Source organism: Microbulbifer sp. VAAF005 (genome assembly GCF_030012985.1).
GTDB lineage: Bacteria > Pseudomonadota > Gammaproteobacteria > Pseudomonadales > Cellvibrionaceae > Microbulbifer.
This window is the reverse complement of sequence record NZ_CP120233.1, coordinates 1351621-1377056: the sequence shown is the minus strand read 5'-3', so window position 1 is coordinate 1377056 and position 25436 is coordinate 1351621. Positions and strand designations below refer to the sequence as shown.

General features: G+C 51.2%; 28 protein-coding genes and 2 pseudogenes. 15 read left to right on the top strand and 15 right to left on the bottom strand.

Going from position 1 to position 25436, the window contains the following annotated elements; genetic code table 11:
- Positions 1-33: 33 nt before the first annotated feature.
- Complete coding sequence (locus tag P0078_RS06160; protein ID WP_282933581.1) at positions 34-1038, bottom strand: tRNA dihydrouridine synthase; 1005 nt, start codon at positions 1036-1038, stop codon at positions 34-36.
- Positions 1039-1603: 565 nt separating this feature from the next.
- Here P0078_RS06160 and P0078_RS06155 point away from each other — a divergent pair.
- The 4 genes and pseudogenes from P0078_RS06155 (at position 1604) to P0078_RS06140 (ending at position 5732) form a co-directional block, all read left to right on the top strand.
- On the top strand, positions 1604-1840 hold the full coding sequence (locus tag P0078_RS06155) for an OadG family protein (protein WP_282933580.1): 237 nt from the start codon (positions 1604-1606) through the stop codon (positions 1838-1840).
- A gap of 53 nt (positions 1841-1893) precedes the next feature.
- Positions 1894-3683 (top strand): annotated as a pseudogene (gene oadA / locus P0078_RS06150) (sodium-extruding oxaloacetate decarboxylase subunit alpha).
- Positions 3684-3702: 19 nt separating this feature from the next.
- Complete coding sequence (locus tag P0078_RS06145) at positions 3703-5019, top strand: sodium ion-translocating decarboxylase subunit beta (protein WP_282933579.1); 1317 nt, start codon at positions 3703-3705, stop codon at positions 5017-5019.
- Positions 5020-5285: 266 nt separating this feature from the next.
- On the top strand, positions 5286-5732 hold the full coding sequence (locus P0078_RS06140) for a magnesium transporter CorA family protein (RefSeq protein WP_282933578.1): 447 nt from the start codon (positions 5286-5288) through the stop codon (positions 5730-5732).
- Between the two features lie 91 nt (positions 5733-5823).
- On the opposite strand, the gene P0078_RS06135 is transcribed toward P0078_RS06140, so the two are convergent.
- Both P0078_RS06135 and P0078_RS06130 read right to left on the bottom strand, forming a co-directional pair.
- On the bottom strand, positions 5824-6471 hold the full coding sequence (locus P0078_RS06135; protein WP_282933577.1) for a type 1 glutamine amidotransferase: 648 nt from the start codon (positions 6469-6471) through the stop codon (positions 5824-5826).
- A complete protein-coding gene (locus P0078_RS06130; protein WP_282933576.1) occupies positions 6472-7122 on the bottom strand; it encodes a hypothetical protein in 651 nt (216 codons plus the stop codon).
- 91 nt (positions 7123-7213) lie between these two features.
- Between P0078_RS06130 and P0078_RS06125 the strand changes: the two genes are divergently transcribed.
- Both P0078_RS06125 and P0078_RS06120 read left to right on the top strand, forming a co-directional pair.
- Positions 7214-7630 (top strand): LysR family transcriptional regulator, encoded by a 417-nt coding sequence (locus tag P0078_RS06125; protein WP_282933575.1) that lies wholly within the window; start codon positions 7214-7216, stop codon positions 7628-7630.
- A 26-nt stretch (positions 7631-7656) separates the two neighbouring features.
- Positions 7657-8094: a LysR substrate-binding domain-containing protein gene (locus P0078_RS06120; protein ID WP_353057048.1), complete on the top strand. Its 438-nt coding sequence runs from the start codon at positions 7657-7659 to the stop codon at positions 8092-8094.
- Here the strand turns inward: P0078_RS06120 and P0078_RS24750 are convergent.
- The 3 genes and pseudogenes from P0078_RS24750 to P0078_RS06110 all read right to left on the bottom strand — a co-directional run.
- Positions 8021-8245: pseudogene (locus tag P0078_RS24750) on the bottom strand (allophanate hydrolase-related protein); the annotation flags it as partial. The gene P0078_RS06120 and the pseudogene P0078_RS24750 sit on opposite strands and share 74 nt — an antisense overlap.
- 142 nt (positions 8246-8387) lie before the next feature.
- Entirely contained in the window at positions 8388-9806 is a 1419-nt protein-coding gene (gene atzF / locus P0078_RS06115) for an allophanate hydrolase (RefSeq protein ID WP_282933574.1), read from the bottom strand.
- Positions 9807-9942: 136 nt separating this feature from the next.
- On the bottom strand, positions 9943-10548 hold the full coding sequence (locus P0078_RS06110; protein ID WP_282933573.1) for a hypothetical protein: 606 nt from the start codon (positions 10546-10548) through the stop codon (positions 9943-9945).
- 236 nt (positions 10549-10784) lie between these two features.
- Between P0078_RS06110 and P0078_RS06105 the strand changes: the two genes are divergently transcribed.
- From P0078_RS06105 to P0078_RS06090, 4 genes are all read left to right on the top strand, one after another.
- The gene (locus P0078_RS06105; protein ID WP_282933572.1) at positions 10785-11387 is read left to right on the top strand and encodes a tellurite resistance TerB family protein; all 603 of its coding nucleotides are present in this window, start codon (positions 10785-10787) and stop codon (positions 11385-11387) included.
- Positions 11362-11568, top strand: a complete 207-nt coding sequence (locus P0078_RS06100) for a DnaJ domain-containing protein (protein ID WP_282933571.1) — start codon at positions 11362-11364, stop codon at positions 11566-11568. Before P0078_RS06105 ends, P0078_RS06100 begins: the two co-directional genes overlap by 26 nt.
- A gap of 46 nt (positions 11569-11614) precedes the next feature.
- Positions 11615-11923, top strand: coding sequence for a BolA family protein (locus tag P0078_RS06095; RefSeq protein ID WP_282933570.1), 309 nt, complete (start codon positions 11615-11617; stop codon positions 11921-11923).
- A gap of 430 nt (positions 11924-12353) precedes the next feature.
- Entirely contained in the window at positions 12354-13199 is an 846-nt protein-coding gene (locus P0078_RS06090) for an OmpW/AlkL family protein (protein ID WP_282933569.1), read from the top strand.
- Positions 13200-13306: 107 nt separating this feature from the next.
- On the opposite strand, the gene P0078_RS06085 is transcribed toward P0078_RS06090, so the two are convergent.
- From P0078_RS06085 to recQ, 3 genes are all read right to left on the bottom strand, one after another.
- Entirely contained in the window at positions 13307-13549 is a 243-nt protein-coding gene (locus tag P0078_RS06085; protein ID WP_282933568.1) for a hypothetical protein, read from the bottom strand.
- A gap of 273 nt (positions 13550-13822) precedes the next feature.
- The gene (locus P0078_RS06080; RefSeq protein ID WP_282933567.1) at positions 13823-15334 is read right to left on the bottom strand and encodes a CoA-acylating methylmalonate-semialdehyde dehydrogenase; all 1512 of its coding nucleotides are present in this window, start codon (positions 15332-15334) and stop codon (positions 13823-13825) included.
- Positions 15335-15432: 98 nt separating this feature from the next.
- Complete coding sequence (recQ, locus tag P0078_RS06075; protein WP_282933566.1) at positions 15433-17238, bottom strand: DNA helicase RecQ; 1806 nt, start codon at positions 17236-17238, stop codon at positions 15433-15435.
- 153 nt (positions 17239-17391) lie between these two features.
- Here recQ and P0078_RS06070 point away from each other — a divergent pair, with 153 nt between their 5' ends.
- On the top strand, positions 17392-17820 hold the full coding sequence (locus P0078_RS06070; RefSeq protein WP_282933565.1) for a hypothetical protein: 429 nt from the start codon (positions 17392-17394) through the stop codon (positions 17818-17820).
- Here P0078_RS06070 and P0078_RS06065 read toward each other — a convergent pair.
- The gene (locus tag P0078_RS06065) at positions 17804-18616 is read right to left on the bottom strand and encodes a glutaminyl-peptide cyclotransferase (RefSeq protein WP_282933564.1); all 813 of its coding nucleotides are present in this window, start codon (positions 18614-18616) and stop codon (positions 17804-17806) included. The genes P0078_RS06070 and P0078_RS06065 overlap by 17 nt on opposite strands.
- Positions 18617-18625: 9 nt before the next feature.
- Here P0078_RS06065 and P0078_RS06060 point away from each other — a divergent pair, with 9 nt between their 5' ends.
- Positions 18626-19261: a DUF502 domain-containing protein gene (locus P0078_RS06060; protein ID WP_282933563.1), complete on the top strand. Its 636-nt coding sequence runs from the start codon at positions 18626-18628 to the stop codon at positions 19259-19261.
- Here P0078_RS06060 and mnmC read toward each other — a convergent pair.
- The 4 genes from mnmC to P0078_RS06040 all read right to left on the bottom strand — a co-directional run bounded on the left by mnmC (position 19254) and on the right by P0078_RS06040 (position 22896).
- Positions 19254-21242 carry a bifunctional tRNA (5-methylaminomethyl-2-thiouridine)(34)-methyltransferase MnmC2/FAD-dependent 5-carboxymethylaminomethyl-2-thiouridine(34) oxidoreductase MnmC1 gene (gene mnmC / locus P0078_RS06055; RefSeq protein WP_282933562.1) on the bottom strand — a complete coding sequence of 663 codons (1989 nt, stop codon included), beginning with the start codon at positions 21240-21242 and terminating at the stop codon, positions 19254-19256. The two genes, P0078_RS06060 and mnmC, sit on opposite strands and share 8 nt — an antisense overlap.
- 13 nt (positions 21243-21255) lie before the next feature.
- The gene (gene fldB, locus P0078_RS06050) at positions 21256-21795 is read right to left on the bottom strand and encodes a flavodoxin FldB (RefSeq protein ID WP_282933561.1); all 540 of its coding nucleotides are present in this window, start codon (positions 21793-21795) and stop codon (positions 21256-21258) included.
- Positions 21796-21809: 14 nt separating this feature from the next.
- On the bottom strand, positions 21810-22283 hold the full coding sequence (trmL, locus tag P0078_RS06045) for a tRNA (uridine(34)/cytosine(34)/5-carboxymethylaminomethyluridine(34)-2'-O)-methyltransferase TrmL (RefSeq protein WP_282933560.1): 474 nt from the start codon (positions 22281-22283) through the stop codon (positions 21810-21812).
- An 82-nt stretch (positions 22284-22365) separates the two neighbouring features.
- Complete coding sequence (locus P0078_RS06040) at positions 22366-22896, bottom strand: glycine cleavage system transcriptional repressor (RefSeq protein WP_282933559.1); 531 nt, start codon at positions 22894-22896, stop codon at positions 22366-22368.
- A gap of 131 nt (positions 22897-23027) precedes the next feature.
- On the opposite strand from P0078_RS06040, the gene P0078_RS06035 reads away from it, so the two are divergent.
- The 3 genes from P0078_RS06035 (at position 23028) to P0078_RS06025 (ending at position 25079) form a co-directional block, all read left to right on the top strand.
- Positions 23028-23333: an MTH1187 family thiamine-binding protein gene (locus tag P0078_RS06035; protein ID WP_282933558.1), complete on the top strand. Its 306-nt coding sequence runs from the start codon at positions 23028-23030 to the stop codon at positions 23331-23333.
- Positions 23334-23349: 16 nt separating this feature from the next.
- On the top strand, positions 23350-24162 hold the full coding sequence (locus tag P0078_RS06030; RefSeq protein WP_282933557.1) for a class I SAM-dependent methyltransferase: 813 nt from the start codon (positions 23350-23352) through the stop codon (positions 24160-24162).
- A 62-nt stretch (positions 24163-24224) separates the two neighbouring features.
- Positions 24225-25079: a YheU family protein gene (locus P0078_RS06025; protein WP_282933556.1), complete on the top strand. Its 855-nt coding sequence runs from the start codon at positions 24225-24227 to the stop codon at positions 25077-25079.
- Here the strand turns inward: P0078_RS06025 and P0078_RS06020 are convergent.
- Complete coding sequence (locus P0078_RS06020) at positions 25054-25341, bottom strand: antibiotic biosynthesis monooxygenase family protein (RefSeq protein ID WP_282933555.1); 288 nt, start codon at positions 25339-25341, stop codon at positions 25054-25056. The genes P0078_RS06025 and P0078_RS06020 overlap by 26 nt on opposite strands.
- Positions 25342-25436: the final 95 nt, after the last annotated feature.

The window sequence follows — 25436 nt, the reverse complement described above, 5'->3', positions numbered from 1 at the left end:
TATCAATTCCGATACTGGCAGAGGTGCGGAAAATTAGGCTGCCTCAATTGATGCTATTTGAATTTTCCGCTCTTCGGAAAAAGCCCTATCAAGCTCTTCTGCCTCCCTGAGACGTTTTATTTTATCAAAGAACAATTGGGCTTCAGGAAACGCTAATTTCAAGTAAGCGAGCCATTGCTTAATACGATTGCCCAGATACTTGGCAGGGTAAACTTCTCGGGTGGTTTGATAGTAACCCCAAAGAATTTCAATAATCTCTTGCCAGCCCATTGCTGTATAGCTCTCACCTGAGCAGTAGGCTTTTATCTGCCTGCCCAAATCTGGCCTGGCTAGCAGGCTGCGACCAAACATAAATGCTTCGCATCCGGTTACTTCACGGCAGCGTTGAAATTCCTCAAGTGTCCAGATATCCCCGTTGGCAATGACTGGGATTTCCAGTTTTTGGCGAATTTCACCGATGTATTCCCAGTAGGCTGGGGGTTTATAGCCATCGACTTTGGAGCGAGCGTGTACTGCCAGTTCATTTGCGCCGCCAGCTGCTGCTGCCTGGGCGTTATCCATATAGCTAGAGCGATCATTAAAGCCCAGTCGGATTTTTGCGGTGACAGGGATGTTTTCCGGGACAGCGCGGCGAACCGCTCCTACAATAGCTTCCACTCTGTGAGGGCTTTGCAATAGGCAGGCGCCACCGTCGCTATTATTTACTGATTTTGCAGGGCAGCCGAAGTTGAGATCAATTGCTGTAGCACCGAACTCAACTGCTTTTACTGCATTAATTGCCATTGCATTGGGGTTGCCGCCTAACAGCTGTAACCGAACTGGAATCCCGCTTGGGGTCTTGGCACCTTTGTCGACCTCTGGGCACAAGCGGGTGAATACTCTGCGAGGCAAGCGAGTATTAGTGACACGAACAAACTCTGTAACACAGATATCGACCCCTCCGATGGCGGAGAGCAGGGCACGCACGTGATGGTCGATTACCCCCTCCATTGGTGCCTGGTAAATCGTAGGTTCTGGGGTAGGTGTCTTGTCGGTCATAAGTTAGTTGAGAGGTAAATCATAAATCTAAAGGAGCATATTCTATCAGCAAGTTATTGTAATGGCGCAAAAACGATCATTCTTCAGTATATAAAAGTAGGAGAAATAAACTCAGCCTATTGATGTTTCGCACCAAAATTGGGCGTGGTAATTTAGACCCCTCCGTTGCCCCTGAAACCAATAAGTGTTTGATTTTAAAAGCAACTTGTATTGATAATAGAAAAATATCAGCATTTTGGAACTAACGAATTTTTTCCTGTGTGCCCGCTCTTTTTGGGGGAGGATCAGGTGCAGCGGCGGTTGAAATTACCAGTCTAGGGAATAAGATTCCGATGTGCAGAAATTTGGGACGGCTGGGCTAAGTGAGATTTTCCCGGGCAAGTTTATTGGTTGTACGACATAAATTTGTTTAATTGTGAGCGAAGATTTTACATACGCGCAAAATATCAATTGGGGTGTTTCAGCTGTCCTGAATAAATAGATACGTAAATTCATAGTGTTACGGGCACAGATGAAACCGTCCAGGATGGATGGTTTTATTGCCTGGTGCCAGGGGGAATAAACAGTGCAAGAAACACTTTTGCAACAGGGGCTAGATATCACCCTGTTTGGTATGGGAATTGTTTTTACTTTTCTGCTATTGCTGGTGATCGGTACCGGTATTATGTCGAGAGTCATCTCCCGCTATTTCCCCGAAGCGGAGCCCGTATCCCACGCGCCTTCCCCAACCGCTGGGAATGATAAGGCCCATTTACATGCGGTGATTAAAGCGGCGATCGAACAGCATCGCAAAAGACGCTAACCACTAATCGCTTCCAAACAATTTCCAATAATTTCTGCCGAGAGAGATAACCCATGACTGAGGTTAAAAAGCCATTGGGGATTACCGATGTAGTCCTGCGCGATGCCCACCAGTCACTGTTCGCTACCCGACTGCGACTGGACGATATGCTGCCGATTGCTGAGAAGCTCGATAAAGTTGGCTTCTGGTCTCTGGAGTCCTGGGGGGTGCCACTTTCGACTCCTGCATTCGCTATCTCGGCGAAGATCCCTGGGAGCGTATTCGCGAACTGAAGAAAGCTATGCCGAACACGCCCCAACAGATGCTGTTCAGGGGACAGAATATTCTCGGCTACCGCCACTATGCGGATGACGTGGTTGAGAAGTTTGTAGAGCGCGCTGCAGTCAATGGGGTAGACGTGTTCCGCGTGTTCGACGCGATGAACGATATGCGCAACCTGAAAACCGCACTGGCTGCGGTGAAGAAACAAGAGAAGCACGCTCAGGGCACCATCTCCTATACCGTGAGCCCAGTACACACCATGGACTTGTGGGTGGATCTGGGGCGCCAGATCGAGGATATGGGAGCGGATTCCATCGCGATCAAGGACATGGCCGGTCTGCTGCGCCCCTATGAGGGCTACGAGCTGGTGAAACGTTTGAAGGCCGCCGTGGACATCCCCATCCATATGCAGTGCCACGCTACTACCGGTTTATCTACGGCTACCGCTCTCAAGTGTATCGAGGCGGGTATCGACAACGTGGACACCGCGATCAGCTCTATGTCCATGACCTATGGTCACAGCCCAACCGAAGCGTTGGTGGCCATTTTGGAAGGCACAGAGCGAGACACCGGGCTGGATATTAACCTGCTGGAAGAAATTGCGGCCTACTTCCGTAACGTTCGCAAGAAATACGCGAAGTTTGAGGGTTCCCTGAAGGGGGTGGATTCCCGCATCCTGGTGGCCCAGGTACCCGGCGGCATGCTCACCAATATGGAAAACCAGCTGCGCGAACAAGGCGCTGGAGATCGCCTGGATGATGTACTTGAGGAAATCCCCCGGGTGCGCGAAGACCTGGGCTGTATCCCGCTGGTTACTCCCACGTCCCAGATTGTGGGTACCCAGGCGGTACTCAATGTCCTGACTGGAGAGCGTTACAAATCGATCTCTAAAGAGACAGCCGCCGTCTTGAAAGGCGAATACGGTGCGACACCTGCTGAAGTTAACCAGGAGCTGCAGGTCCGGGTCCTGGATGGAGCGAATCCGGTTACCTGCCGCCCTGCAGACCTGTTGGCACCAGAGTTGGACAAGTTAACCTTGGAGCTTCAAGAGAAAGCGGGTGAACAAGATGTGGCCCTGACCGATGGTGAGGGGGAGATCGACGATGTGCTTACCTATGCACTCTTCCCGCAGATTGGCCTGAAGTTCCTGAAGAACCGTGGTAATCCAGAAGCTTTTGAGCCAGTACCTACCGGTAATGAAGGTGCTGCAGTCAAGAACGACAAAGGTGAAGAAGTTTACACCGTGACTGTAGAGGGACAGAGCTACACCGTCACTGTGGCCGATGGTGGTGACTTAACCAATATTGCCCCTGTGTCCGGTGGTGCTCCCGCATCTGCAGCTAGTGCACCTTCCGTGCCTGCTACCGGAGGTGAGCCGGTTAATGCGCCTCTCGCTGGAAACATCTTCAAAGTAATGGTGAAGCCTGGGGATCAGGTGAGTGAAGGCCAGGCGGTGTTAGTACTGGAAGCGATGAAGATGGAAACTGTGGTGAGTGCCCCTCGTGCCGGTAACGTCGCCAGTGTGGCAGTAAAAGAAGGCGATTCAGTGGCGGTGGGTGATGCCCTGCTGTCTATTGCATAGCCAAAGGTAGGAGTCACACGTGGATAATCTGATTACTCTTTGGCATTCCTCCGGTGTCGCGCAGATGGCATCGGGCCAGTTCATTATGATTTTGGTGGGCCTGGGCCTGCTGTTTTTGGCCATTCGCAAAAACTTTGAGCCCCTGCTTTTGGTGCCTATCGGTTTCGGCGGAATCCTGGCCAATATTCCCGGTGCCGATTTGGCACTCTCAGCCGCAGAGACAGCCCTTACCCAGGGAGATGGGGCTGTTTTGGCGCAAATGGCCCAGATCCTGGGCCTTGATAGCACTTCAGCTTTACCCGCGCTTAAGGAAGCTCTGGCCAGTGCGCCGGCAGCCGTGCAGGTACAAGCAGCTGAGTTTGCCCGGGATGCCGGTTTCAACAACGGTATGTTGTATAACTTCTATTCCGTAGCTATTGCTTCCGGCATTGCGCCGTTGGTTATTTTTATGGGCGTAGGGGCTATGACCGACTTTGGTCCGCTACTCGCCAATCCGCGCACCTTGTTCCTCGGTGCAGCGGCCCAGTTTGGGATCTTTGCCACGGTGCTCGGTGCTGTGGGTCTCTCAGTAGCGGGAATCATGGACTTCTCAATCGCCGATGCCGCTGCGATCGGTATTATCGGTGGAGCAGATGGTCCCACAGCTATCTATGTTTCCAGCCTATTGGCCCCGGACCTGTTGGGGGCTATTGCTGTAGCAGCTTATTCGTATATGGCGCTAGTGCCTATGATTCAGCCGCCAATTATGCGAGCCCTGACCACTGAGCAGGAACGCAAAATTGAAATGGTGCAATTGCGCCATGTGAGCAAGCGGGAAAAAATTGCCTTCCCGATGTTGCTGCTTATTTTGGTGGCTTTGTTTTTACCTGCTGCTGCACCGCTGTTGGGTATGTTCTGCTTTGGTAACCTGATGCGTGAGTGCGGAGTCGTTTCCCGATTGTCGGACACCGCTCAGAACGCGCTGATCAATATCACCACTATTTTCCTGGGCCTTTCCGTTGGTTCGAAATTGGCGGCAGACAAATTCCTCGATCCTAAAACCCTGGGTATTTTGGCTTTGGGTATTGTGGCGTTTGCGATCGGCACTGCGGCTGGCGTGTTGATGGCCAAGTTGATCAATGTATTCAGCAAGCACAAGATTAACCCATTGATTGGTTCTGCCGGTGTTTCTGCCGTACCTATGGCCGCGCGGGTGTCCAACAAAGTAGGACTCGAATCCAATCCTCACAACTTCCTGTTGATGCACGCAATGGGCCCCAACGTAGCCGGTGTTATCGGTTCTGCGGTGGCTGCGGGTGTGATGATCAGTATGGTGCGGAGCCTTACTGGCGGGTAACTAAAATCCATTGCTTTGGAAGAGAGGGCGAACAGTGTTCGCCCTTTTTTGTTGACCTAAAACAATTGCATTTTGTCCGCTTTTGCTGGTTAAAACAGATCCTTCTGATTTAAATAATGTGAAGAGGCAGTCATAGCTGGAGTAGGTATGTTTATCCGGTCAACAGAGCATCTCCATCGATAGAATTCATTTTGAGTTAAGGTTAGTTGCGCTATATTCCTCCCAAAATTTTTACTGGAATAAAAATTCATTAGGAAGTAACCCCAATGCGTAGTTTGCCATTCTTAATTGCCTTTGCTCTTTTCTCCACTAGTGTATTTGCACATGATAATCATCAAACTGCGGAAGAAGTCCGCCAGTTAAAGAAAGAGGTGGTTAAGCTCCGTAAAGAAGTACACTCTGACCACAAACAGGGTGTTGGAGCTGAAAATGTTCGTGACTTAGAAAAAGAAGTGGTTAAGTTACGAAAAAATGTCCATCGGCTTCAGGACTTGATTTTGGAGTTGCAGGCGAGTATTGACGCTCAGCCCGAACTGGTACCGCCAGCTCTAGTAGAGGAGCGTCCAAAGTGGGCCTGTTATATGAAGGATCCAGTGGCGGGAGGCATGCATTCAAATGGCTTTAGCCGTATTGAGGCGAAGGGGAAATTACTTGAACTCTGCACCCAACGCAGTGGTTTTTGCTCTGAGTCAAGGATCAAGTGCTCTGAATAGATGAGCTGTTGAATTGGTTTGTGAGTGTTAGGGGAAATTCAGTTTATGAAGCCTGCTGAATTCCCCAATTCCGCCCACCCAATCAATAGTATCAAAAACTCACATTTAACTGTGTGAAGTGCGCATCAAGCAGCTGAAATAATAAATTACGCCCTTTGCGATGAAGCGCCTCTGGGGAGCCGTGGATTTTAAAGTGTTCGGGAAATAACTTGGCAACATCCGTTTGTGACCACTCTAGATGAAATTGTAATCCCAACACATTTTTGCCGAATATAAACGCCTGATGAGGGCACAAGTCAGATTCTGCCAAGCAAATTGCCCCCTCCGGAATTTCAAAGAAATAGCTATGTGCCTGGAATACATTCTCTAAATTGAAATTCAGTGCTGTTGTAGACCTTATAGGTAGCCAGCCCATTTCCTCTTGAGGAAGTTGGCGGACCTCTGCTTCCAATGCATATGCAAGAATCTGTGCCCCAAGGCAGATGCCCAATATTGGGATCGGAAGTTCAATGCAGTTTTTTACCCATGCAATCTCATTGGCAAGCCAGGGGAGCCTTTCACGCTCACAAACGTTCATCATCCCACCAAGGATAATAACTCCGCTAAAGTCGCTTTGAGGTAGTGGTGATTTCTGAGGGTTAATGATAGAAAGCGGTATTCGCTTCTCTGTAGCCCAGTCATAAATATACCCCGGGCCCTCAGTTTCCTCATGTTGGATAATCAGTATTGGTTTGGTCATTTACTGGAAATCCTGATTTTCAAAATACAGTTCTTCCTTATAGTGGATGCCAGCTTTAGTTAGGCTTTTTGGCCAGCTATCTTTCGAAAGCGGTTTTAAACTGCCGCTATAAATGTCGCTGAAAAAATCATGGTCGGTGCTGACCAGCAGTATTTGGTCGAAGCTGGGGGTGGATGCAATTTCATGCACAAGCAAAGTGTAATTTTTAAGAAGTATTAATTGGTAGTGCCCATTTTCTGTTCGGGTAAGGGGGCTAACCATTAGTCGAGAGGTTACCCTGAAAGTAACAGCTTGCAGCGCAAGTTTTCCTCCTCGTTCAAAATGCCCTGTAAACATTTGGGCGTTAAAGGCATTGAGTTTTCCCTCGCGTAGTTCGCGTAAAGAAAATTCCTCTGGAAGCAATGTAACTAACTCGTTTCGCTTGAGGAGGTTTTGAACCTCCTCCTGGTCATCAGTCTCCAATTCCAAAATAACTTGATGACTGTGTTTTCCGCCATGTAGTGGCATGTGTGTGGCAATAATTTGCCCGCCGACGGTAAACAGGGCCATGCCATGAATTCCGACTGAATCGTCACTTTGTGCTAATGAAGATTGTGTGAAGCATACGCTTGAGCTGATTGTCAGCGCCAAAAAGAGAAGAATATTTTTCATCGGTTTTGTGTAGCTATGACCTTGGATGCAGGGGATTCTAAGAGTACTCTAGTGAATAATCGATTCAAAAATAGAGACATTTGATTCCACAATGGAAATAGAAGCACTTGAGAAGTTTCTAGTGATTGCTGCGACGGAGAACCTGCAGCGCTCCGCAGACAGGCTGGATACGAGCCCGGGTGGATTGAGTAAAACATTAAAGCGGCTGGAAGGAGAGCTGGGTACTCGCCTGTTTGATCGAGTTGGCAAGCAACTGAAAATCAATGACGCAGGCCGCAGACTGCAAAGTCGGGCGGTTGAGATGGTGGCGATTGCCAGAAGAATTCGCTCTGAAGTTGGCGAGCTAAAGGTAAATCAGGAGTGCCGAATTGCTGCTCCGACCATGCTGCAACTAGCCTGGGGTACATTTATCCACCGCAAATTTACTACTGAGGAAGTAGGGGGGCGGTTGTCATTCACATCGGCCTATGAAGCCTTGGCATTGAAGATGTTATCCAGGGGGAGGTAGACCTGGCCCTGATAACCGGAGCGGTTTTGGGGCAGTTGTCATCCACAATGGATGTTCGGCCACTTGGCTCAGTATCAATGTGTATTGCTGCGGGGCCTAATCACTCTTTGATAGTGGAGGAGGGGGCTGAGGTGAAGGCTTCACTGTCAGATATCTTGCAATATCCATTTGCCGCACCGAGGATATCACCCTTCTGTGGTGAAGAGCGGGGGATAGGTAGCGATGGCTGGCCGGAAATTAATTATCCTCGCAAGGTGCAGGTCGTTGTAAATGATTATGGGGTTCTTTGCCAGCTAGTAAAAAATAATAGGCTGCTCGCTTTTCTGCCTGAGCCTCTGATAACTGAAATAGGTGGGGTAATCGTTAGGGTGGAGGATGGCGATATAAAATCTAGTGAAGAGCTTTTTGTAGTAGGAAGGAAAACGAATGCCTCCTGGCTAAGTAAATTCGCCGAGTGGGCTTAGTGTTTGGATTGGAGCCAATTAAGCCAGCTTCCATAGAGGGTATTGTAGCAACTAAACGGCCGAAATATTCGGTTGGTAACTGCCATATTTCCACCTGGATGGCTTGCCCATTTCCTGATTCATCGCGAACCAGAGCGGGGCGCACCTCCTCGGGGAGAACATAGAGTCGGTATTGGTGACTGGTTGTTGTTTTCTGATATAACTGTTCTCCCGCTCAGTGAGTTGCCAGTTGAGAGGTTACTCTTTGAGATGTGCACCACAGATTACAATTTTTACCAGCTTGTCCGGTGTAGCTAATGGCGAGAGCCGCTGTCTTGATTGGATGTTTCTCCCGGGCGTTCTCCTGTAGCAGCCAATGGGAGATTACAGGCCTGGTGTAAACTATTAGAAAAACTTAGCAGAGACATATCGCAATGTTTCTGGCTAAACAAAGTGACTCCCCAGCTAATTCCGGAGCTAAGAAAGCCAACGGGTACTGCGGTCGCAGAATAGTCCAATAAGTTCATAAAATTTGTGTAGGTTCCGAGAATAGAATTTCTTTGAATGGGTTGCTCGGATATTTGCTGGCGGGTGTAAGCAGTCGGTATAGTGGGAATAATGATAAAATCGATATTCTCCAGTGTTTTATCACAGATTCTCTTTAGTGCTTGTAAGCGGTATTGTCCCAAGAAAGCATCAGCTGCAGTTTTTGTTTCCGCGGAGTTAATAACCTTCCGGATTACCTCAAGCATGGATTTCGGTTTTACACCTTGAGTTGCAATCCAGCGCTCGGCTACCCAGGGACCTTCGTATAGTAGCTTTGCCGCTTCTATAAAAGGATTAAAGTCTACAGTTACAGCCTGTCCGCCCAGCACTTTTAATTTTTTGATAGATTGATTAAAGAGTGCCTGGGTTTCTTTGTTCCCTTGAAAATCAAGTTGTTCAGGTATACCAAAAGAAAAACTGATCTTATTGTTAGGGAAGCTTTCCTGGAAGTACCGCAGCCTATTTGAAGATGGGGTGGTACGGCTATAGATATTGGCTGAATCAAACTTCGCCGTAATATCAAGTAGCTTGGCAGCATCTCGACAATTTAGGGCGAATATTGACACACAGTCGAGACTTTTACAGGCGGGGACAACCCCTGTAGTGCTCAGCAGTCCCCGAGTGGGTTTGTGGCCTATTAGATTATTGAGTGCGGCAGGTACCCGACCAGAGCCAGCAGTATCTGTTCCCAAAGCGAAACTGACTTGCCCAAGTGCTGTGGCAATAGCTGACCCCGCACTGCTCCCGCCAGAAATATACTCCTGGTTAAAAGAGTTTTTACCTTCTCCGTAAGGGGAGCGAACACCTACTAGACCGGTGGCGAATTGATCGAGATTGGTTTTGCCGAGCGGCACGGCTCCTGCTTCAATCAATAGCTTTACAACAAATGCGCTTTCGCGAGGGATATAGCTAAAGTCTGGGCAGGCTGCTGTTGTAGGTACTCCAGCAAGATCAATATTATCCTTGATAGCAAAGGGCACTCCGTATAATGGCAGATCGCTGGGCCTTATTCGGTCCAATGCTTCTAGATAGGGCTCTAGCTCTTCTCGCGTTAATAGAGTTATCCAGGCGTTATAATTGGCTTGCTGCAGTGCTTGCTTTAATAGACTGGCAATGAGTTTACGCGGTGTTGTAATACCTTGGGAGTAGGTGTTTCTTAGATGGTCTAGCGTTAAATCATGGGCCATAAAAGGGTTCCGAGAATAACTTCAACTAGATACCGAACTGTTATTTATTTCGATGTTTGTATTACTGAGATTATATTTTTTCAAGAATTTTCATCTCAATGTAAACCGCATAATATTAGATTTAGCAAATACATAATTAGTTTGATGTCCTCTCCGGTGGACAGGGTGTCCCTGCTGCAATCCAACCTTTCATTGCCTCAATGAACTTATCGTGGGGGATATTTACCGGTTGGCGGCTGTCACCGGGGTGCCATCCCCACAATACCAGTGGGCTGGTACTGACAAACTCCAGTTGACTGGTTGGTGCTCGCCCGCCGTTGTCCTGGGGAGTAGTTAGCAGCTTGCAGATTTGAGCCGAGGATTTTTGTGACCAGTTCAACTCAATGGGTGCCATAACCCACCCTGGAGCTCCAGGCGCACCGGTAACAGGGTTGTTTTTATTTGAATGGCAGTTATTGCAACGCATGGTACCTGCCCCCATATTATCTGGACCGCGCTCCACTCTAGGAACATGGGGAGACCCTTCATTTATAAGTGGCATCTCCAACTGGTGGCAATTGAGGCAGCGGGGGTGCAGAAGGACCTCTACGATAGTTTCCCAGTCCTGGTGCCCTGGAGTACTAGTGGCCTCCTCTTGCTGGGATGAACCTCGATGTTGATCGCAACCGGTTAACGTGAGGAGTGCTATGGCACACAAAGCCAATAGGGGGCGAAAGAGAGCTGTGTCTGGCCGCATTTTCATTCGGCTTGCCTTTAAGTTCGATTTTCACTCTCAAACATAATTGGGCCTGAGGACTAGTGATAGTTTCGAGATTGATTGCCGCGTCAAAAGATAGACCTGGCGGGTTCAGCTCTATTGAGCTGTGACCAGCAATTCATGCTTGGGGGTTAAGGCGCCGTAGTACGTGGTATGATAGGCGCGTTTTACTTGTTTGATTCTTATATAGCGGGCGCGACTTTTAGCGTCTAGGAGAGTGTATGTCCTGGTTAGGGGCGGGATTAGGTGCAGGCTTTGGTTTTATGTTTGGCGGCCCAATTGGTGCGGCATTGGGAGCCTGGATCGGCAGTTCATTTGGTTCCAGTTTGCAGCAGCGCCTCGGGAAGGCTGCTTCGGCCCTGAGCAGGGATGGAGCCCAGACAATCTTCATCGTGACTCTATTTTCGATGTTGGCGAAAATGGCCAAGGCAGATGGCCTGGTTTCTAAAGCTGAAGTGGAGTTTATAGAGGGGTTTATTAGAAACAACCTCCGTCTGGGCACTGAAGAGCGCAAGCATGCAATCCGTATTTTTGAAAATGCCAAGACTGATAAGTACAGCATTTACGATTACGCAAAACAGTATCGCCAACTGGTTCGCGATCAAGCAATGCGGGAAATGGTGTATCGCCTATTATTTGCAGTTGCTTATGCCGATGGTGAATTACATAGCGCAGAAGAAGAGATTTTAAAACGCATCACTGTTGATCTAGGGTTGCATGAATCTTTATTTGCGGCAATGCAAAATGAGTTTGTGAACGGGGAGGAATACAGTTGCAAACCTGGAGCAGCATTACGCAGTGTTGGGTTGCACCCCGGAGACTAGCGATAAAGAACTTAAATTAGCTTATCGCCGAAAAGCAGCAGAGTATCATCCAGATAAAATTGCTTCCAAAGGGTTGCCTGAAGAGTTTATGCGTCACGCTGATGACCAGATGAAAAGTATTACTGTTGCCTATGAAGCGATTGTTGAGGCGAGAAAGCAACAGGCTAAGGTTGTCAGTTAGGTTCTGGAGAGCAGCCTTGCTGTATTGCAAATAAAGGAGTTGATAGATGAGTCTTGCTGAGACAATTAAAGATAAACTGACTGCGGAATTTTCACCTCAGCATATTGAAGTGCAATGTGAAAGTCATATGCACAATGTACCTGTTGGCTCTGAAATGCACTTTCGGGTCGTTTTGGTAAGTGAGGCGTTCAATTCTGCAAGGAAGGTACAGCGCCATCAAAAAGTCTATGCGGCTTTGTCTGAAGAAATGGCTGGCCCAATACATGCTCTGGCTCTGCACACTTACAGCCCGGAAGAGTGGGAGGGACAGGCCCCCCAGAGTCCTGAGTGCCAGGGTGGTGGAAAAAAGTCGTAATTTAGAGCTTTATTTAAAACAATTCAGACAGGTTCCAGTTCTGGGGCCTGTCGCGTTTTTCATGTAAATAGCCATCCAAAGATTTTCAGTTTCTTTTTGCGTCACGAAAGCCCTCATAAATTCTTACTGGTTGATAAGAATCAGTAGTGAATTGGCGTCTATTTTTTGTTTATAAATTTAGATCTCTTCATACCGCTCTTGCTCTGGTGGCCGCTAGAATTCCAAGAGGCGCCTATCCATTTTAAAAATCATACTTTGTTCGGGAAAACTAAACGCCAAAAAACGGTTTAAGTGCCAGAAAACAATAAATATTTTTTTACACGCCAACATTTGTTTGTTTTTTCTACACCTGTTACTTCGTGCGACTAGACTGACCATTGATTGGGCTGATTGCTGTTTGATCTGCTGAATATCAATGGAGTTACCACAAATGAAGATGACGCGTATTCTGATCCCCGTTATGACGCCCCTCGCCTTAGCAATCTCTAGTGTCGCTTCGGCAGGACCGGCTGGCTATGCCCCTCCCCCACCAAAGACCCAGGAGTTTAAGGTTCGAATTGGTGGGGCCTATATCTCGCCCAATTCGGACAATGTCACATTTGCTGACAGATGGCTCGAAGGGCCAGATGATTTTATTGACGATTGGGGTGCATTCCGCTCCAACGTTGATCCCAGTGATGAGTGGGGCTGGTTTATCAATGTAGAGTGGCGGGCTACCGACCATATGAGTGTATCCCTGAGTTACACCGAGGGTGACCGCCATACAGGAGGAGATAATAGGCCCTGGCTACGTCGCTTTAACCCGGACTTTGACGAGTTCCATCGCCGCCGCGATTTCGCTAGGTGGAAGCCTCAGATCACGGCCGCCTATCTGAATTATTATCCGTTAGACCCCAGCTGCATGGTTCAGCCTTATATGGGAGTAGGTATCAACTATACCGACTTTACCGATGAGCGTCTGAGACATTGGGGTTGGTGGGATTACGATGATGATAATGAAGTATTCCGTCCTTGGGATGGTCGTGTAAATCTGGGTGACAACTGGGGATACACTTGGCAAATTGGTGTCGACTTTAATTTCGGTCATGATAGTAGCTGGCTGATTAACCTTGCCGCTATTTACTATGATGTAGATACCGATATTGAGGTGGATGCCTTCTGGTTCGATACCAATGATGATAATGAGTTCTATCGTCACAGATTTGGTGGTGATTATCTCTTTGACCCCTGGTCATTCAATATTGGTGTAGGCTACAAGTTTGATTTCCATTGGTAATCAGGCGCGCAGCCAAAAAGGGCGCTTCGGCGCCCTTTTTATTTAATACTGGAGTGATCGCAATGGAGTCTACTAAATACTTTTTTGGGGTGGAGCTGAATTGTTGATTACAAGTGACGTTTATATTGATCGCAGTTGTAATCTTTGAATTTCTCTCTTAGCTTACGGATTTTGTCTTTCCACTTTTCCATTTGCTCCCCTGATCCACCATCTTTTCTTTCTTCCCGAAAGTGCTCAATTTTTTGTTGCCATTTTTTACATTTCTTAAAAGATGCATCTTGCTGTGCTGCTGCCGGGATGGCAGCTGTGAGTGCGGCAATAAGAGTGATAGTCAGACTAGTGGTTTTCATAATAATTATTCCAGGCATTGCTGGATAAATGATCTCACTCTGTTTGCACAAAGTAAATCTAACTGATCTTAAAAAACTAACTTATTTGATTTCTTGTGAGCTGTTTAAGACGTTTTAAGCACGGAAGTGATATTTGGAGTGGGAGAGGGTAAGGGCTCCTTGGGGAGTGTTTAGGGGCTAGCTCCAGTGGTCTGTGGCAGTTAGCGGCTGCAATTTAATGATAAAAAGGCCCGTCAAGTTACGGGCACTTCTTATAATGACTTACTTCGGTGATTACTGATTTGAAGGAAAACTAAACTGAATGCCTTCCCTTACGCCACTGGCAGGCCAGCGCTGGGTAATGGTTTTGCGCTTAGTGTAAAAACGCACTGAATCGGGGCCGTAGGCGTGGAGGTCGCCAAACAGTGAACGCTTCCAGCCACCGAAACTGTGATGTGCTACCGGTACCGGCAGAGGTACGTTGATACCGACCATTCCAACTTTAATATTGTCGCTGAAATAGCGTGCGGCCTCACCGTCGCGAGTAAATAGACAGGTGCCGTTACCGTATTCATGAGCATCGATAATATCCATGGCCTCCTGCATGGTTTCGACACGCATCACACAGAGTACCGGGCCAAATATCTCCCCACTATGAATCGACATTTCCGGAGTGACTCGATCGAACAGACAGGCGCCCAGGTAATTACCATTTTCAAAACCGGAAACGGTTTGGTTGCGCCCATCTACAGCCAACTCGGCACCCTCTTCGATACCAGCGGCAATATAACTCTCCACTTTTTGTAAGTGTTGCCGGGTTACCAATGGCCCCATATCGCTTTGGCTGTCCATACCATCGCCGATTTTCAGATCAGCAATTTGTACTTTGAGCTTCTCAACAAGGGCGTCGGCGGTTTCATTACCTACCGCTACAGCGACAGAGATGGCCATACAGCGTTCACCACAGGAACCATAGGCTGCGCCCATTAGAGCAGCGGCAGCGTTGTCCAGGTCGGCATCGGGCATGATGATCGCATGGTTCTTGGCACCGCCAAACGCCTGCACTCTTTTTCCATGAGCAGTGCCTGTGGTGTAGACATACTCTGCGATCGGAGTCGATCCCACAAAGCTCACCGCTTGGATACGTTTATCAGTGAGGAGTGTATCGACAGCCTCTTTACCGCCGTTAACCACATTCAGTACCCCTGTAGGGATGCCGGCTTCTATACCCAGCTCCGCGATAAACAGTGCGGAGGAGGGGGTGCGTTCGGAGGGTTTTAGTACAAAGGTATTGCCGCAGGCAATTGCCATGGGCCACATCCACAGGGGGACCATAGCGGGGAAGTTAAAGGGGGTTATGCCGGCACAAACACCCAGCGGTTGGAATTCGCTCCAGGAGTCTATTGCCGGCCCGACATTTTTACTGTGCTCGCCCTTTAGCATTTCCGGAGTAGAGCAAACGTACTCGATATTCTCGATGCCCCGCTGTAATTCCCCCATCGCATCGTCGAGGACCTTGCCGTGCTCCAGGGTAATCAGTTCACAGATCTTTGCGGCGTTCTCCTGCAGCAGGTCTCGCAGGCGGTACATAATTCGTACTCGCTTGGTCGTCGGAAGGTTTCGCCAAGCGGGGAAGGCTGCTTCAGCTGCGCTAATGGCCTCTTCAACAGTCGCTTTAGAGGCTAGCGAAACCTGGGCGATCACTTCGTTGGTGGAGGGGTTGGTGACCTCTTGGAGTTCGGAGTTACCTGCGGCACCGGTGTCATTAACCATGTTGCCATTAATCAGGTGGCCGATTACTTTCATAGTTCTCTCTCAGTCGGGTTTATCAATTATTGTTCTACTGCTTTGCCCCTTTGTAACACAGCTCTGTGTTTTGGGGAAAAGCTCCCGACTGTTCGGAGTTATTCGTGTCTGGGAAAATCCCTGAGAACCGCCAAAAATGCATCGCCGAAGCGTTCGAGCTTACTGTCTCCAACGCCGGAGACCGCTAATAGCTCGCTGCGTGTTTGTGGATGGGCTTGTACCATGCCGCGCAGGGTCGCATCGTGGAAGACGACATAAGGCGGCACGCCGCGCTCTTCTGCCAACTGTTTGCGACAGTTGCGCAGGGCTTCCCAAAGCACTTGGTTTTCTGGGCTGAGATCATCCAGGCTGCGACTGTCACGGCTCTGCGAGCGCGCTGCTTTCGGGGGAAGCTTGCGCAGGTTGAGAGTCTCTTCCCGTCGCAGCAGCGGGCGACAAATTTCAGTGAGCCTCAGCCCCTGGAATTCTCCCTCGACCTCCAGATAGCCGCGAACAATCAGCTGCCGCACGACTGCCCGCCATTCGGCCGCGCTCAGGTCTTTGCCGATGCCATGAGTGGAGAGCTGGTCGTGCTCGAATTTGCGGACTTTCTCGTTCTCGGAGCCGCGCAGTACATCGATCACGTGGCTGGCGCCAAAGCGCTGTCCGGTGCGATAGACACAGGAGAGTAGTTTTACCGCTGCCTCACTGGCATCCCAGGTGGCCGGTGGCTCCAGGCAGGTATCACAGTTGCCGCAGGGGTTGTCCAGTGGTTCCGCAAAATAGTCCAGCAGGGCCTGGCGGCGGCAGCTGGTGATTTCACACAGCCCGAGCATGGCATTCAAGCGGCTGCGTTCCTGCCGCTTGTGCTCTTCGCTGCCCTCTGAGGACTCCACCATCTGGCCGATCTTTACCACATCCTCGAGACCGTAGAGGAGTAAAGCAACTGAGGCCCCACCATCGCGGCCTGCACGGCCAGTTTCCTGGTAGTAGGCTTCGATACTCTTGGGCAGGTCCATGTGAACAACGAAACGCACATCCGGTTTATCGATCCCCATACCAAATGCAATGGTGGCGACAACAATGACGCCCTCTTCACGAAGGAAGCGGCGCTGGTGCTCGGCGCGGGTCTCGGCGGGTAGCCCGGCGTGATAGGGTAGGGCAGTGAAGCCCTGCTGGCTCAACCACTCCGCAGTGTTCTCCACTTTGGCTCGGGACAGGCAGTAAATAACCCCAGCGTTGCCCTGATGTCCGTTCTGTAAGAATTGCAGCAGCTGGCGGCGCTGGTTGTCCTTGGGCTCAATGCGGTACTGGATATTGGGGCGGTCGAAGCTGCTGACAAAGTGGCGGGCCTCTTCCAAGTCCAAGCGGTGAGCAATTTCTGCACGGGTGCGCTTGTCTGCTGTCGCTGTCAGGGCAATACGGGGCACCCGGGGGAATTGCTCGTGCAGGCAGTTGAGTTGCAGATAGTCGGCGCGAAAGTCGTGCCCCCACTGGGAAACACAGTGGGCTTCATCAATGGCAAACAGCGACAGTTCAACCCGTTGCAGTAATGACAGGGTTCGTGGCTGTAGCAACCGCTCCGGGGCTAGATAGAGGAGATCCAGCTCACCGTGTAATAGCTGGCTTTCGATTGCCTGGATTTCGTCGTAGGCCACTGATGAATTCAAGTAAGCGGCGCGGATGCCGGCTTCCTGAAGAGCTTCTACCTGGTCCTGCATCAGGGCAATCAGGGGAGAGATAACAACTCCACACCCGGGGCGCGCCAGGGCGGGAATCTGGTAGCACAGGGATTTACCACCGCCGGTGGGCATTAATACCAGGGCATCATTGCCGGCTACCAGTGTGTCGATAACCGCTTTTTGAGGATCGCGGAAATCGGTATAGCCAAAAACGTGTTCGAGAATATGCTGTGGGGAATTCATGGGCGGGGAGTATACCTTGTGGCTCGACCGTGCGCGGTATGTTTATTGATGAGTATGCCGCTGAAATTGAATGAAATTGACGGCTTTACGCCTGTGACATAATTCGCGGGTTATAATCCTACGCCATCACAGCGGCAAGCTAAGGATAGGGCTATGCGCACATTGATTTTGTCAACTGTGTTGTCGTTGACGGTTCCTGCCGGACTTCTGGGGTGCACCTCCACTTCCCCTCATAATTTGGTTCAATCTGTTGTTGCTGACACCCACCTGGGGTGGCAGTCAGCACCGGAAAACCAATTGGCATTTTCCCTGGCGACTGCATCGGGTGTTGCCCAGGTTGAGCTGCAGCCTTTACCGGAAGAGTTTACGGTGGTCACTCTTGAATTGCCCGGTATGCAAAAAGTTGAAAATGTTCAGTGGGAAAATGAAGAAGGGAAATTCACTACGCTGTATGACGGCGAGGCGAGTTTGGAGGGCGTCAGCCTACAGAGCAGGGGGCATGGCTATCGCTTGCAGCTGCAGTTGTCTGCGATGGACTATATCAGGGATGGGGGTGTGCTGACCGTTACAGATCAGCGTTAGAAACTCTAGTGGTGCTCTCAAAGCCCAGTCCCGCAGGGCGAATCAAATAGAGCTGTTTCCAGTACTTTCCAGTTACCCAGAGCCCATTTTTGGCTTTGTCCCAGGCGATCCCATTGGCTACAGTATCTGGATGGTTCTTGCCGGCGGGATTGAGGTCACTTAGATCGATAATGCCGCGCACTTGGCCACTTTCCGGATCTATGGCAATAATCCGTTTCTCTTGCCAGATATTTGCCCAAATCAGGCCCTGGGCAAATTCTAATTCATTAAGCCTGGACCAATTTTCACCTCCGCCTTGAACTTTGAGATGCCGGATCACCTCAAAAGTATCGGGATCGCGGAAAACCAGTTCGCCACTGCCATTACTCATGATTAGCTGCTGGCCGTTACTGGTGAGGCCCCAGCCTTCACCTTGATAGTGCATGACCTTCAGATGTTGGAGCTTGTCTGCGTGGTAAATATGGACTTCTCCTGCCTTATAGGTCAGCAGGTAGAGTTTATTGTTGAGAACTGTGAGCCCTTCGGCGAAACGGTTCCTAGCCAGCCATTTGCGTCTTACGGGATTGGCTCCAGGGTCGGTATACTCGGCGAGCCAGGAGCGGCGGTAGCGACCACTGCTCTCCCACCAGCGTTGACCATCGTAGAAAAGCCCCTGGGTGAAATGGTCCCCTCCACGCTGGCGCTCTTCCAGGATGGAAAAAGGGATTGTCTGGAGTTGTGTCTCTGCAGCTGCACTTTGCGGCCACAGGGCGTAAAGCAATAACAGTATCCAGCTGTTCACGAGAAGTCGGTTCATTAATAGCCTATGACCAGAATTAAAACTTTTATCACTTTGACGCTGCTGGGTGGACTTGCAGTAGTGCTGCCTATAGCTATCTTTGCCCTGCTGTTTCAGTGGCTGTTCGGTCAAGTTAGTGATCTTGTAGCCCCCGCTGTGGTGTGGCTTGAGGCGCATACAGAGTTTAAGGATACCCTTGCCAGGCTTGTGGTGATAGCCCTGATCCTTGGTGGTTGTTTCGCGATTGGTTTGTTGGTGAAAACCAGTATTGGCAGCTGGTTGCACCGCCATGTGGATCACTGGTTGGGGCGCCTGGCACCGGGTTATAGCACCATCAAAGATGTGGTGATCCAGTTTATTGGCGGCGGTGGTGAAGGTGTTCTGGCGGGGCCGGTAGCCAAGGTCCGTATTCACGGCATTAATAATCCACTCACAGTCACCGCAATTGTTACTTCTCAGCATCCCAATGGGGATATGACTGTCTATGTGCCCACAGCGCCGGTACCCACTTCCGGATTTGTGTTTCACGTACCGGCAGAGTGCGTAGAAATACTGCCCGGCGTGAGTGTTGAGGCGGCGATGAAGACGATCGTCTCCTGTGGTTCCGGTAGTGCCAACTTGCTGTCTTCAGAGAAGAAGGAGACTGGAGTCCCCTCTACTTGATATCCCGGTTTCTCCCCAGATCGCGAATGGCAAAGCGAGCCGGGTGCAGTGCTTTGGCCAGGGTTGCGCTGACCGGAAGGGGCTCGTTGAGCATCCAGGCAGTCAGTACCTCGGCTGTTAGTGGTGCGTAGGTAAAGCCACGGGAACCCAGGCCACCCATTACATAGAGACCTTGCTGGTAGTCAGCCCGCTCGGGGACGTACTGCTTGCGGTTCTTGCGCAGTGCGACAAAGGTAGCGTTGATAGAGTCCCAGATGGGTAGGGGGCCGGCTAAGGGTAGGTAGTCGGGGGTCGCTGCGCGCAAAGCCGCTCGGCCAGAGAGAGACTGTTGTGAGAACTCATCTGCTATTTGCGGCAGTAGCTCTGCCAGGGTTTGTAGATTCTCGCTGTGCTCGCTAACCCGGAGGTCAGTAGCGGTCTCCTTAAGCTTAAAAGTGGCCCCAAAGCTCTGACGCCCTTGGTAGGCAGGAGTGATATAACCCTCACCGCACAGAGCCATTTGTAACTGCGAAGAATTTTCAGTGGCGATAGCTCTGGATACCTGCCCGCGAATTGGCTTCAGGGGGAGGGCCGCCGCAGGGGCAAATTGGCGAATGTCATTGGCACCGCACAGAACTACCGCATCAAATTGAAAGTCACTGCGGTCTGTTTTTACTGACCAACCGCTCTCTTCTCGCTCTAATTCTTTTACCAAGCTGTTGCTGTGCAGGGTGATATTTGGATGCTGCAATAAAGTGGCGCAGACTTTGCGCGGTTCAATCCACCCGGCGTGAGGAAAGTGCAGTCCACCCACGGGTAGGTCGACGCCGGCCAGGGAGCTGGCCGCTCGAGCATCGACAGGTTCAGCCAATAGCTGCCCATCGCTCTCCGCCAGTGTGGCGGCAACCTGACTCTGTAATTGCTGTTCCCGCTCAGTTTGCGCCAATTGAAGCAGACCGCTGAAGTGGCTCACTTTAGAGCAGCGGCTGCGATAGTAGCGCTGGGCAAACATCAAAGCGTGGAGATTGAAGTCTCCGTTGGGGCCGGGCTTGGGAGATAACTTGGCGTATAGAATTCCCTGGTCATTCCCAGAGCCGCCAGAGCCGGGTTCCTCACCCTGTTCAAATACCTGAACATCGATGCCGCGCTCTGCCAGTGCCCGGGCAATAGTGGCACTGGCTATTCCCGCGCCGACAATAGCGACGGTTTTAGGAGGCTTGCTTTCCTGGTGAGGCAGGTGCCACGGAGTTTCTCTGGTTTCGCTCACTTGTGGGCTCTCCAGAGTGCCACACAGCATCTCTCTTTTGCGCCCGAAGCCGGGAACCTTGCGCAGGGAAAAACCGGCATCGCGGAGTCCGCGCTTAACCAGCCCGGCACAGGTAAAGGTGGCGAAAGTGGCGCTGGTACTGCTCAGAGCGGCCATGTTGTTAAACAACTCCGGTGCCCACATATCCGGGTTCTTGGCTGGGGCAAAACCGTCCAGGAACCAAGCGTCTACCTGGTGATCGCTGTCCCTTTGCAGGCGCAAGCTGTTCAGGGCCTTACTTGCCTCCCCGATAATCAGGGTCAGGCTGATTGGGCCAAAGTGCAGCCGGTGAATGCCGGCGGCCAGCAGGGGAGGGTAGCTATCAATCAAAGGCTGGGCGAACGGGGCCAGTTGTGGCCAGAGATCCAGTGCCCGGCGCAGGTCGTTGGGGCGCAGCGGGAACTTCTCTACTGAGATAAAGTGCAGGCGAGCACTTTTCGGGGCCGTTTTATGCCAAAGCTCTGCGGCGGCGAGAAAGTTCAGGCCGGTGCCGAAGCCTGTCTCGGCAATGGTAAAGGTGCCGTTCTCAGCGAGCTGTTGCCAGCGTTCAGCCAGGGCATTTTGCTGGAGGAAAACGTAGCGGGTTTCCTCCAGGCCGGAGGCGCTGGAAAAATAGATGTCGTCGTAGGCGCGAGACAGCGGTTGGCCGTCTTCACGCCATTCAATTTCTGCGTGCTTCTTGTCCGGTTCGCTCACAATAAGACTTCCGTCAGCCCTCATCCTGCAAGCCAAACTCGCGCATTACCTGGGCGCACCAGCGCTGGATACGCTCCTCGCTCAGATCGAATTCGTTCTCCTCATCCAGGGCCAGCCCGACAAACTGGCTGCCATCGGCGGTTAGCCCCTTAGACTCTTCAAACTCGTAACCTTCTGCGGACCAATAGCCCACTGCACGGGCACCGCAGGCGAGGAGCTGTGAATGCAAATAGCCCAAAGCGTCCTGGAACCACTGGGGGTAGCCTTCCTGATCGCCCAGACCAAACAGCGCGACCTTTTTCTCGTGCAGGTCCAGCGCGGCCAAGTCGTCCCAGATATTTTCCCAGTCCTCTTGCAGTTCGCCGTAGTCCCAGGTGGGAATGCCGAACAAAAGGAAGTCGTAGTCTTCGGCGAGGCCAATATCCGCCTCTGCGATATTGTGGATATCAATCCATTGAGGACCGATACACTGGCGGATCTTATCCGCAGCCATTTCGGTATAGCAAGTGCTGGAACCGTAAAAGAGTCCGATTGGGGCTTGGGAACTTTGCATAACAGGTGAACTTCTTACTGCTGGGACACGGCGCCACTAAAATCCAATTGCCGCCAGGCCTCGTAGATAACAATGGCGGCGGCATTGGACAGGTTGATACTGCGGCTCTCGGCACGCATGGGGATACGCAACGTGTTTTCGGCCCCTACTGCTTGCAGGAACTCTGCGGGTAGCCCCCGGGTCTCCGGGCCAAACACAATGGCGTCATCCGCCTGGAATTCGATCGCGGTATGGCTTTTGCTCCCCTTGGTGGAGAGCGCCAGCACCCTGGCGGGTTGCTCGCTATCGATAAAGGACTGCCAGTCCTTGTGGCGCACCACACGACTGTACTCGCTGTAGTCGAGGCCGGCGCGACGCAGGCGTTTGTCATCCATATCGAAACCTAAGGGCTCGATAAGGTGCAGCTCTGCCCCGGTATTGGCACAAAGTCGAATAATATTGCCGGTATTTGGCGCTATTTCAGGTTGGTATAGAACAATCTTGAACATGAGGTGGCGTTTGCGCTGGAGAGACTTCTAGCTAGACCGGACAGCAGTGCCCGGCCCTGTACGGCTGCGGATTATTCCACAATTAGATGGGGGTGGCGATCTCCTCGCAATCGATCTCGACCCCGAGTTCATTGGCAATCTGGTCCAGATCGTCACGCAGGCCGTCGAGATCTATGTCTTCGGCCACACTGATAGTGCACTCGGCATTAAACAGGGGCTCACCGCTCCAGGGGGTGCTGCCGTAAGTGGTTTCCAGATGCTCCATATTGATATGGTGAGCGGTAAGTGCGCGCGAGATCTCGCGGACTATGCCGGGACGGTCGTTGCCAACCAGTTTCAGCGTCAGCGTTTGCTGGGGTTTGGCGGATACTGCAATGGCATCTTCAATGACCAGGTTGTAGCCTGCGTTTGCCAGGGCTGATAACGCCTCTTTAAGTGTCTCGCTTTTATCTGCGGGCACCGCCACCCGCAGGATTCCGGCAAACTTCCCAGCGAAGTGGGCCATATGGCTGTCTTCCCAGTTGCCGCCGTTATCTGCGATAACTGCTGAAAGCTTTTCCACGACACCGGGCTTGTCATCAGAGATCATGGAGATAACGAGATGCTGTTGCATATAGGGTTCCTTTGCTTCACGAGAGACGTTGAGCTGACATTGTAATAGGATCTCGTCGAATAACTCTATCGGCCAATCTCAAAAGCGTTATTTTGAAACCAATATCCAAGTACTTTAACGAGGGACTGTTGATGAACGTGATTGCGGACTTATGTGTGATCCCTATCGGCGTTGGTGTTTCCGTCAGTAAATACGTTGCTGAGTGTGAACGGGTGCTGGAAGAGGCGGGGCTTTCCTATCGCCTGCACGCATACGGTACCAATATCGAGGGGGACTGGGATAAGGTGATGGCGGCAGTTAAAGAGTGCCACGAGCGAGTGCATCAAATGGGCGCCGACCGAATCAGTTCCAGTCTGAAATTGGGAACTCGTATTGACCGCGAGCAATCTATGCAGGATAAGATCGACAGTGTGCAAATGAAGTTGGACCAACGATAACAACACAGGAAAAACTATGACGAGCAATTTTAAGAAATCCCTGGTGGCCCTGGCCGGTGCCCTGGCTTTGGCGGGCACAGCCCAGGCCGCAGATTTCTCTGCTGCCATTAAGGGGGATCATCGCAACAAGGATTATGTCGCCCGCGATCAGTACCGCAACCCAGCGGAGACCCTGGAGTTTATGGGGATCGAGCCGGATATGACGGTAGTGGAAATTACCCCGGGCGGCGGTTGGTATACCGAAATTCTCGGGCCCTACCTGAGCAAGAAGGGGACCCTATACGCGGCGCACTTCCCTGAGAATAGTGAGTCCGACTACTTCAAGCGCTCCCTGAAGAACTTCAAAGCAAAGCTGGCTGCTAACGATAAGGCTTACAAGAAAGTAATTGTGACTGAGTTTGCCCCGCAAACCGGTCGCGAGATTGCTCCGGCAGGCAGTGCCGATGCCGTAGTAACTTTCCGCAACGTGCACAACTGGATGTATCGTGATTATGCCGATGAAGCTTTTGCCAGCTTTTTTGCCGCGCTGAAGCCCGGTGGTGTTCTGGGGATCGTTGAGCACCGTGCCAAGCCAGGTACCAGCCTGGAAGATATGGTGAAAAGTGGTTATGTCACCCAGGAGTATGTTATCGACCTGGCTAAAAAAGCGGGCTTTGAGTTCGAAGAGGCCAGCGAGGTAAATGCGAACCCCAAAGACACTGCTGACCACCCCAAAGGCGTATGGACCTTACCACCGGTAATGCGCTTGGGTGAAGAGGACCGTGAAAAGTATCTCGCTATCGGCGAGAGCGATCGTATGACCCTGCGCTTCCGCAAACCCAAGTCCTGATCGTTTTACAATATTCTGGGGGTGGCTATGGCTGCTCCCAGCCTACCTGAATTAGTCGCTGTATGATTATTCCCTTCGAACAACTAGATGCCGATACCCTGCAAAGTCTGCTGGAAGAGTACGCCACTCGCGAGGGCACCGAATACGGTGAGCGTGAAGTGGAACTGGTGGACAAAGTTGCCAGCCTGCGTCGCCAGCTGCAATCCGGCCAAGTGGTGATCTGGTTTGAGCCCGGTGAAGAAACTGTAAACCTGGTCCTGGCCGAGGACCTGCCCCCGATGTCTGAATGGTTAATCGATAGCCCGAGTGAGCCCCGTGCGCGCTTTCTATTTGCCCATGGCGCCGGGGCACCGATGGACAGTGAGTTTATGCAGTTCCTGGCGCAGGGGTTGTGTGAGCAGGGTGTGGAAGTAGTCCGTTTTGAGTTTCCCTATATGGCGCAGCGGCGCACCGGGGGAAGTAAGCGGCCACCCAATACCATGCCCCAGCTGCAAGAGTCTTTCCGCGAGCAAATCGTCCAGTTAGGCCCCGAATTACCCCTGTTTATCGGTGGTAAGTCCATGGGCGGGCGCGTGGCGAGTCTATTGGCGGATGAATACTGGGGGCAGAAGGCGATTGCCGGTGCCGTATGCCTGGGATATCCGTTTCACCCCCAGGGCAAGCCGGAAAAGCTGCGTACCGAGCACTTGGTAGATATTCGCTGCCAGACCTTGGTGATACAGGGAGATCGCGACCCATTAGGCAGCCGGGCTGAGGTAGAAGGCTACGGTTTGGCGAACACCATAGAGGTCGAGTGGCTGGAAGATGGCGATCACGACTTTAAACCCCGTCGCGCCAGCGGTTTTAACCAGCTTCAGCATTGGCAATCCGCAGTAGAATTGGCTGCCCAGTTTATGCTGCGATCTCCAGGACAGTAATGCGCTCTTCCCGCACCATCAGTGGGTTGAGTAGATTCATCTGTGCGCGGCGCTCCTGGCTGGTATACCAGTGTTGCCAATGGAGCTCAGATTGCCATTTGGAGAGTGTAAAGCGCCGCAAGGGGTTGCCCTTCTCGATATAGGTCTGCCCCTCGATAAAGCCTACGGTGCGGTAGGCGCAACTGAGGATTTTGCGGGCAGCCTCTTCATAGCTGCCCTGCATTTCTGCCGCAATTTCCCGTTCTATCAACACATAGATCATTGTCAGCCCGAATTGCGTAAGCCCTATGAGGATTTTAGTGCGGGCGCAGGGGAATTACCGCGCGGCCCTCATGCCTCTGGAGATGACGACGGCGG

Coding starts and splice junctions, on each gene's coding strand:
- P0078_RS06160 (WP_282933581.1), bottom strand. CDS start 1,038: ATGACCGACAAGACACCTACCCCAGAACCTACGATTTACCAGGCACCA.
- P0078_RS06140 (WP_282933578.1), top strand. CDS start 5,286: ATGCGTAGTTTGCCATTCTTAATTGCCTTTGCTCTTTTCTCCACTAGT.
- P0078_RS06135 (WP_282933577.1), bottom strand. CDS start 6,471: ATGACCAAACCAATACTGATTATCCAACATGAGGAAACTGAGGGCCCG.
- P0078_RS06130 (WP_282933576.1), bottom strand. CDS start 7,122: ATGAAAAATATTCTTCTCTTTTTGGCGCTGACAATCAGCTCAAGCGTA.
- P0078_RS06125 (WP_282933575.1), top strand. CDS start 7,214: ATGGAAATAGAAGCACTTGAGAAGTTTCTAGTGATTGCTGCGACGGAG.
- atzF (WP_282933574.1), bottom strand. CDS start 9,806: ATGGCCCATGATTTAACGCTAGACCATCTAAGAAACACCTACTCCCAA.
- P0078_RS06110 (WP_282933573.1), bottom strand. CDS start 10,548: ATGAAAATGCGGCCAGACACAGCTCTCTTTCGCCCCCTATTGGCTTTG.
- P0078_RS06105 (WP_282933572.1), top strand. CDS start 10,785: ATGTCCTGGTTAGGGGCGGGATTAGGTGCAGGCTTTGGTTTTATGTTT.
- P0078_RS06095 (WP_282933570.1), top strand. CDS start 11,615: ATGAGTCTTGCTGAGACAATTAAAGATAAACTGACTGCGGAATTTTCA.
- P0078_RS06090 (WP_282933569.1), top strand. CDS start 12,354: ATGAAGATGACGCGTATTCTGATCCCCGTTATGACGCCCCTCGCCTTA.
- P0078_RS06085 (WP_282933568.1), bottom strand. CDS start 13,549: ATGAAAACCACTAGTCTGACTATCACTCTTATTGCCGCACTCACAGCT.
- P0078_RS06080 (WP_282933567.1), bottom strand. CDS start 15,334: ATGAAAGTAATCGGCCACCTGATTAATGGCAACATGGTTAATGACACC.
- recQ (WP_282933566.1), bottom strand. CDS start 17,238: ATGAATTCCCCACAGCATATTCTCGAACACGTTTTTGGCTATACCGAT.
- P0078_RS06070 (WP_282933565.1), top strand. CDS start 17,392: ATGCGCACATTGATTTTGTCAACTGTGTTGTCGTTGACGGTTCCTGCC.
- P0078_RS06065 (WP_282933564.1), bottom strand. CDS start 18,616: ATGAACCGACTTCTCGTGAACAGCTGGATACTGTTATTGCTTTACGCC.
- P0078_RS06060 (WP_282933563.1), top strand. CDS start 18,626: ATGACCAGAATTAAAACTTTTATCACTTTGACGCTGCTGGGTGGACTT.
- fldB (WP_282933561.1), bottom strand. CDS start 21,795: ATGCAAAGTTCCCAAGCCCCAATCGGACTCTTTTACGGTTCCAGCACT.
- trmL (WP_282933560.1), bottom strand. CDS start 22,283: ATGTTCAAGATTGTTCTATACCAACCTGAAATAGCGCCAAATACCGGC.
- P0078_RS06040 (WP_282933559.1), bottom strand. CDS start 22,896: ATGCAACAGCATCTCGTTATCTCCATGATCTCTGATGACAAGCCCGGT.
- P0078_RS06035 (WP_282933558.1), top strand. CDS start 23,028: ATGAACGTGATTGCGGACTTATGTGTGATCCCTATCGGCGTTGGTGTT.
- P0078_RS06030 (WP_282933557.1), top strand. CDS start 23,350: ATGACGAGCAATTTTAAGAAATCCCTGGTGGCCCTGGCCGGTGCCCTG.
- P0078_RS06025 (WP_282933556.1), top strand. CDS start 24,225: ATGATTATTCCCTTCGAACAACTAGATGCCGATACCCTGCAAAGTCTG.
- P0078_RS06020 (WP_282933555.1), bottom strand. CDS start 25,341: ATGATCTATGTGTTGATAGAACGGGAAATTGCGGCAGAAATGCAGGGC.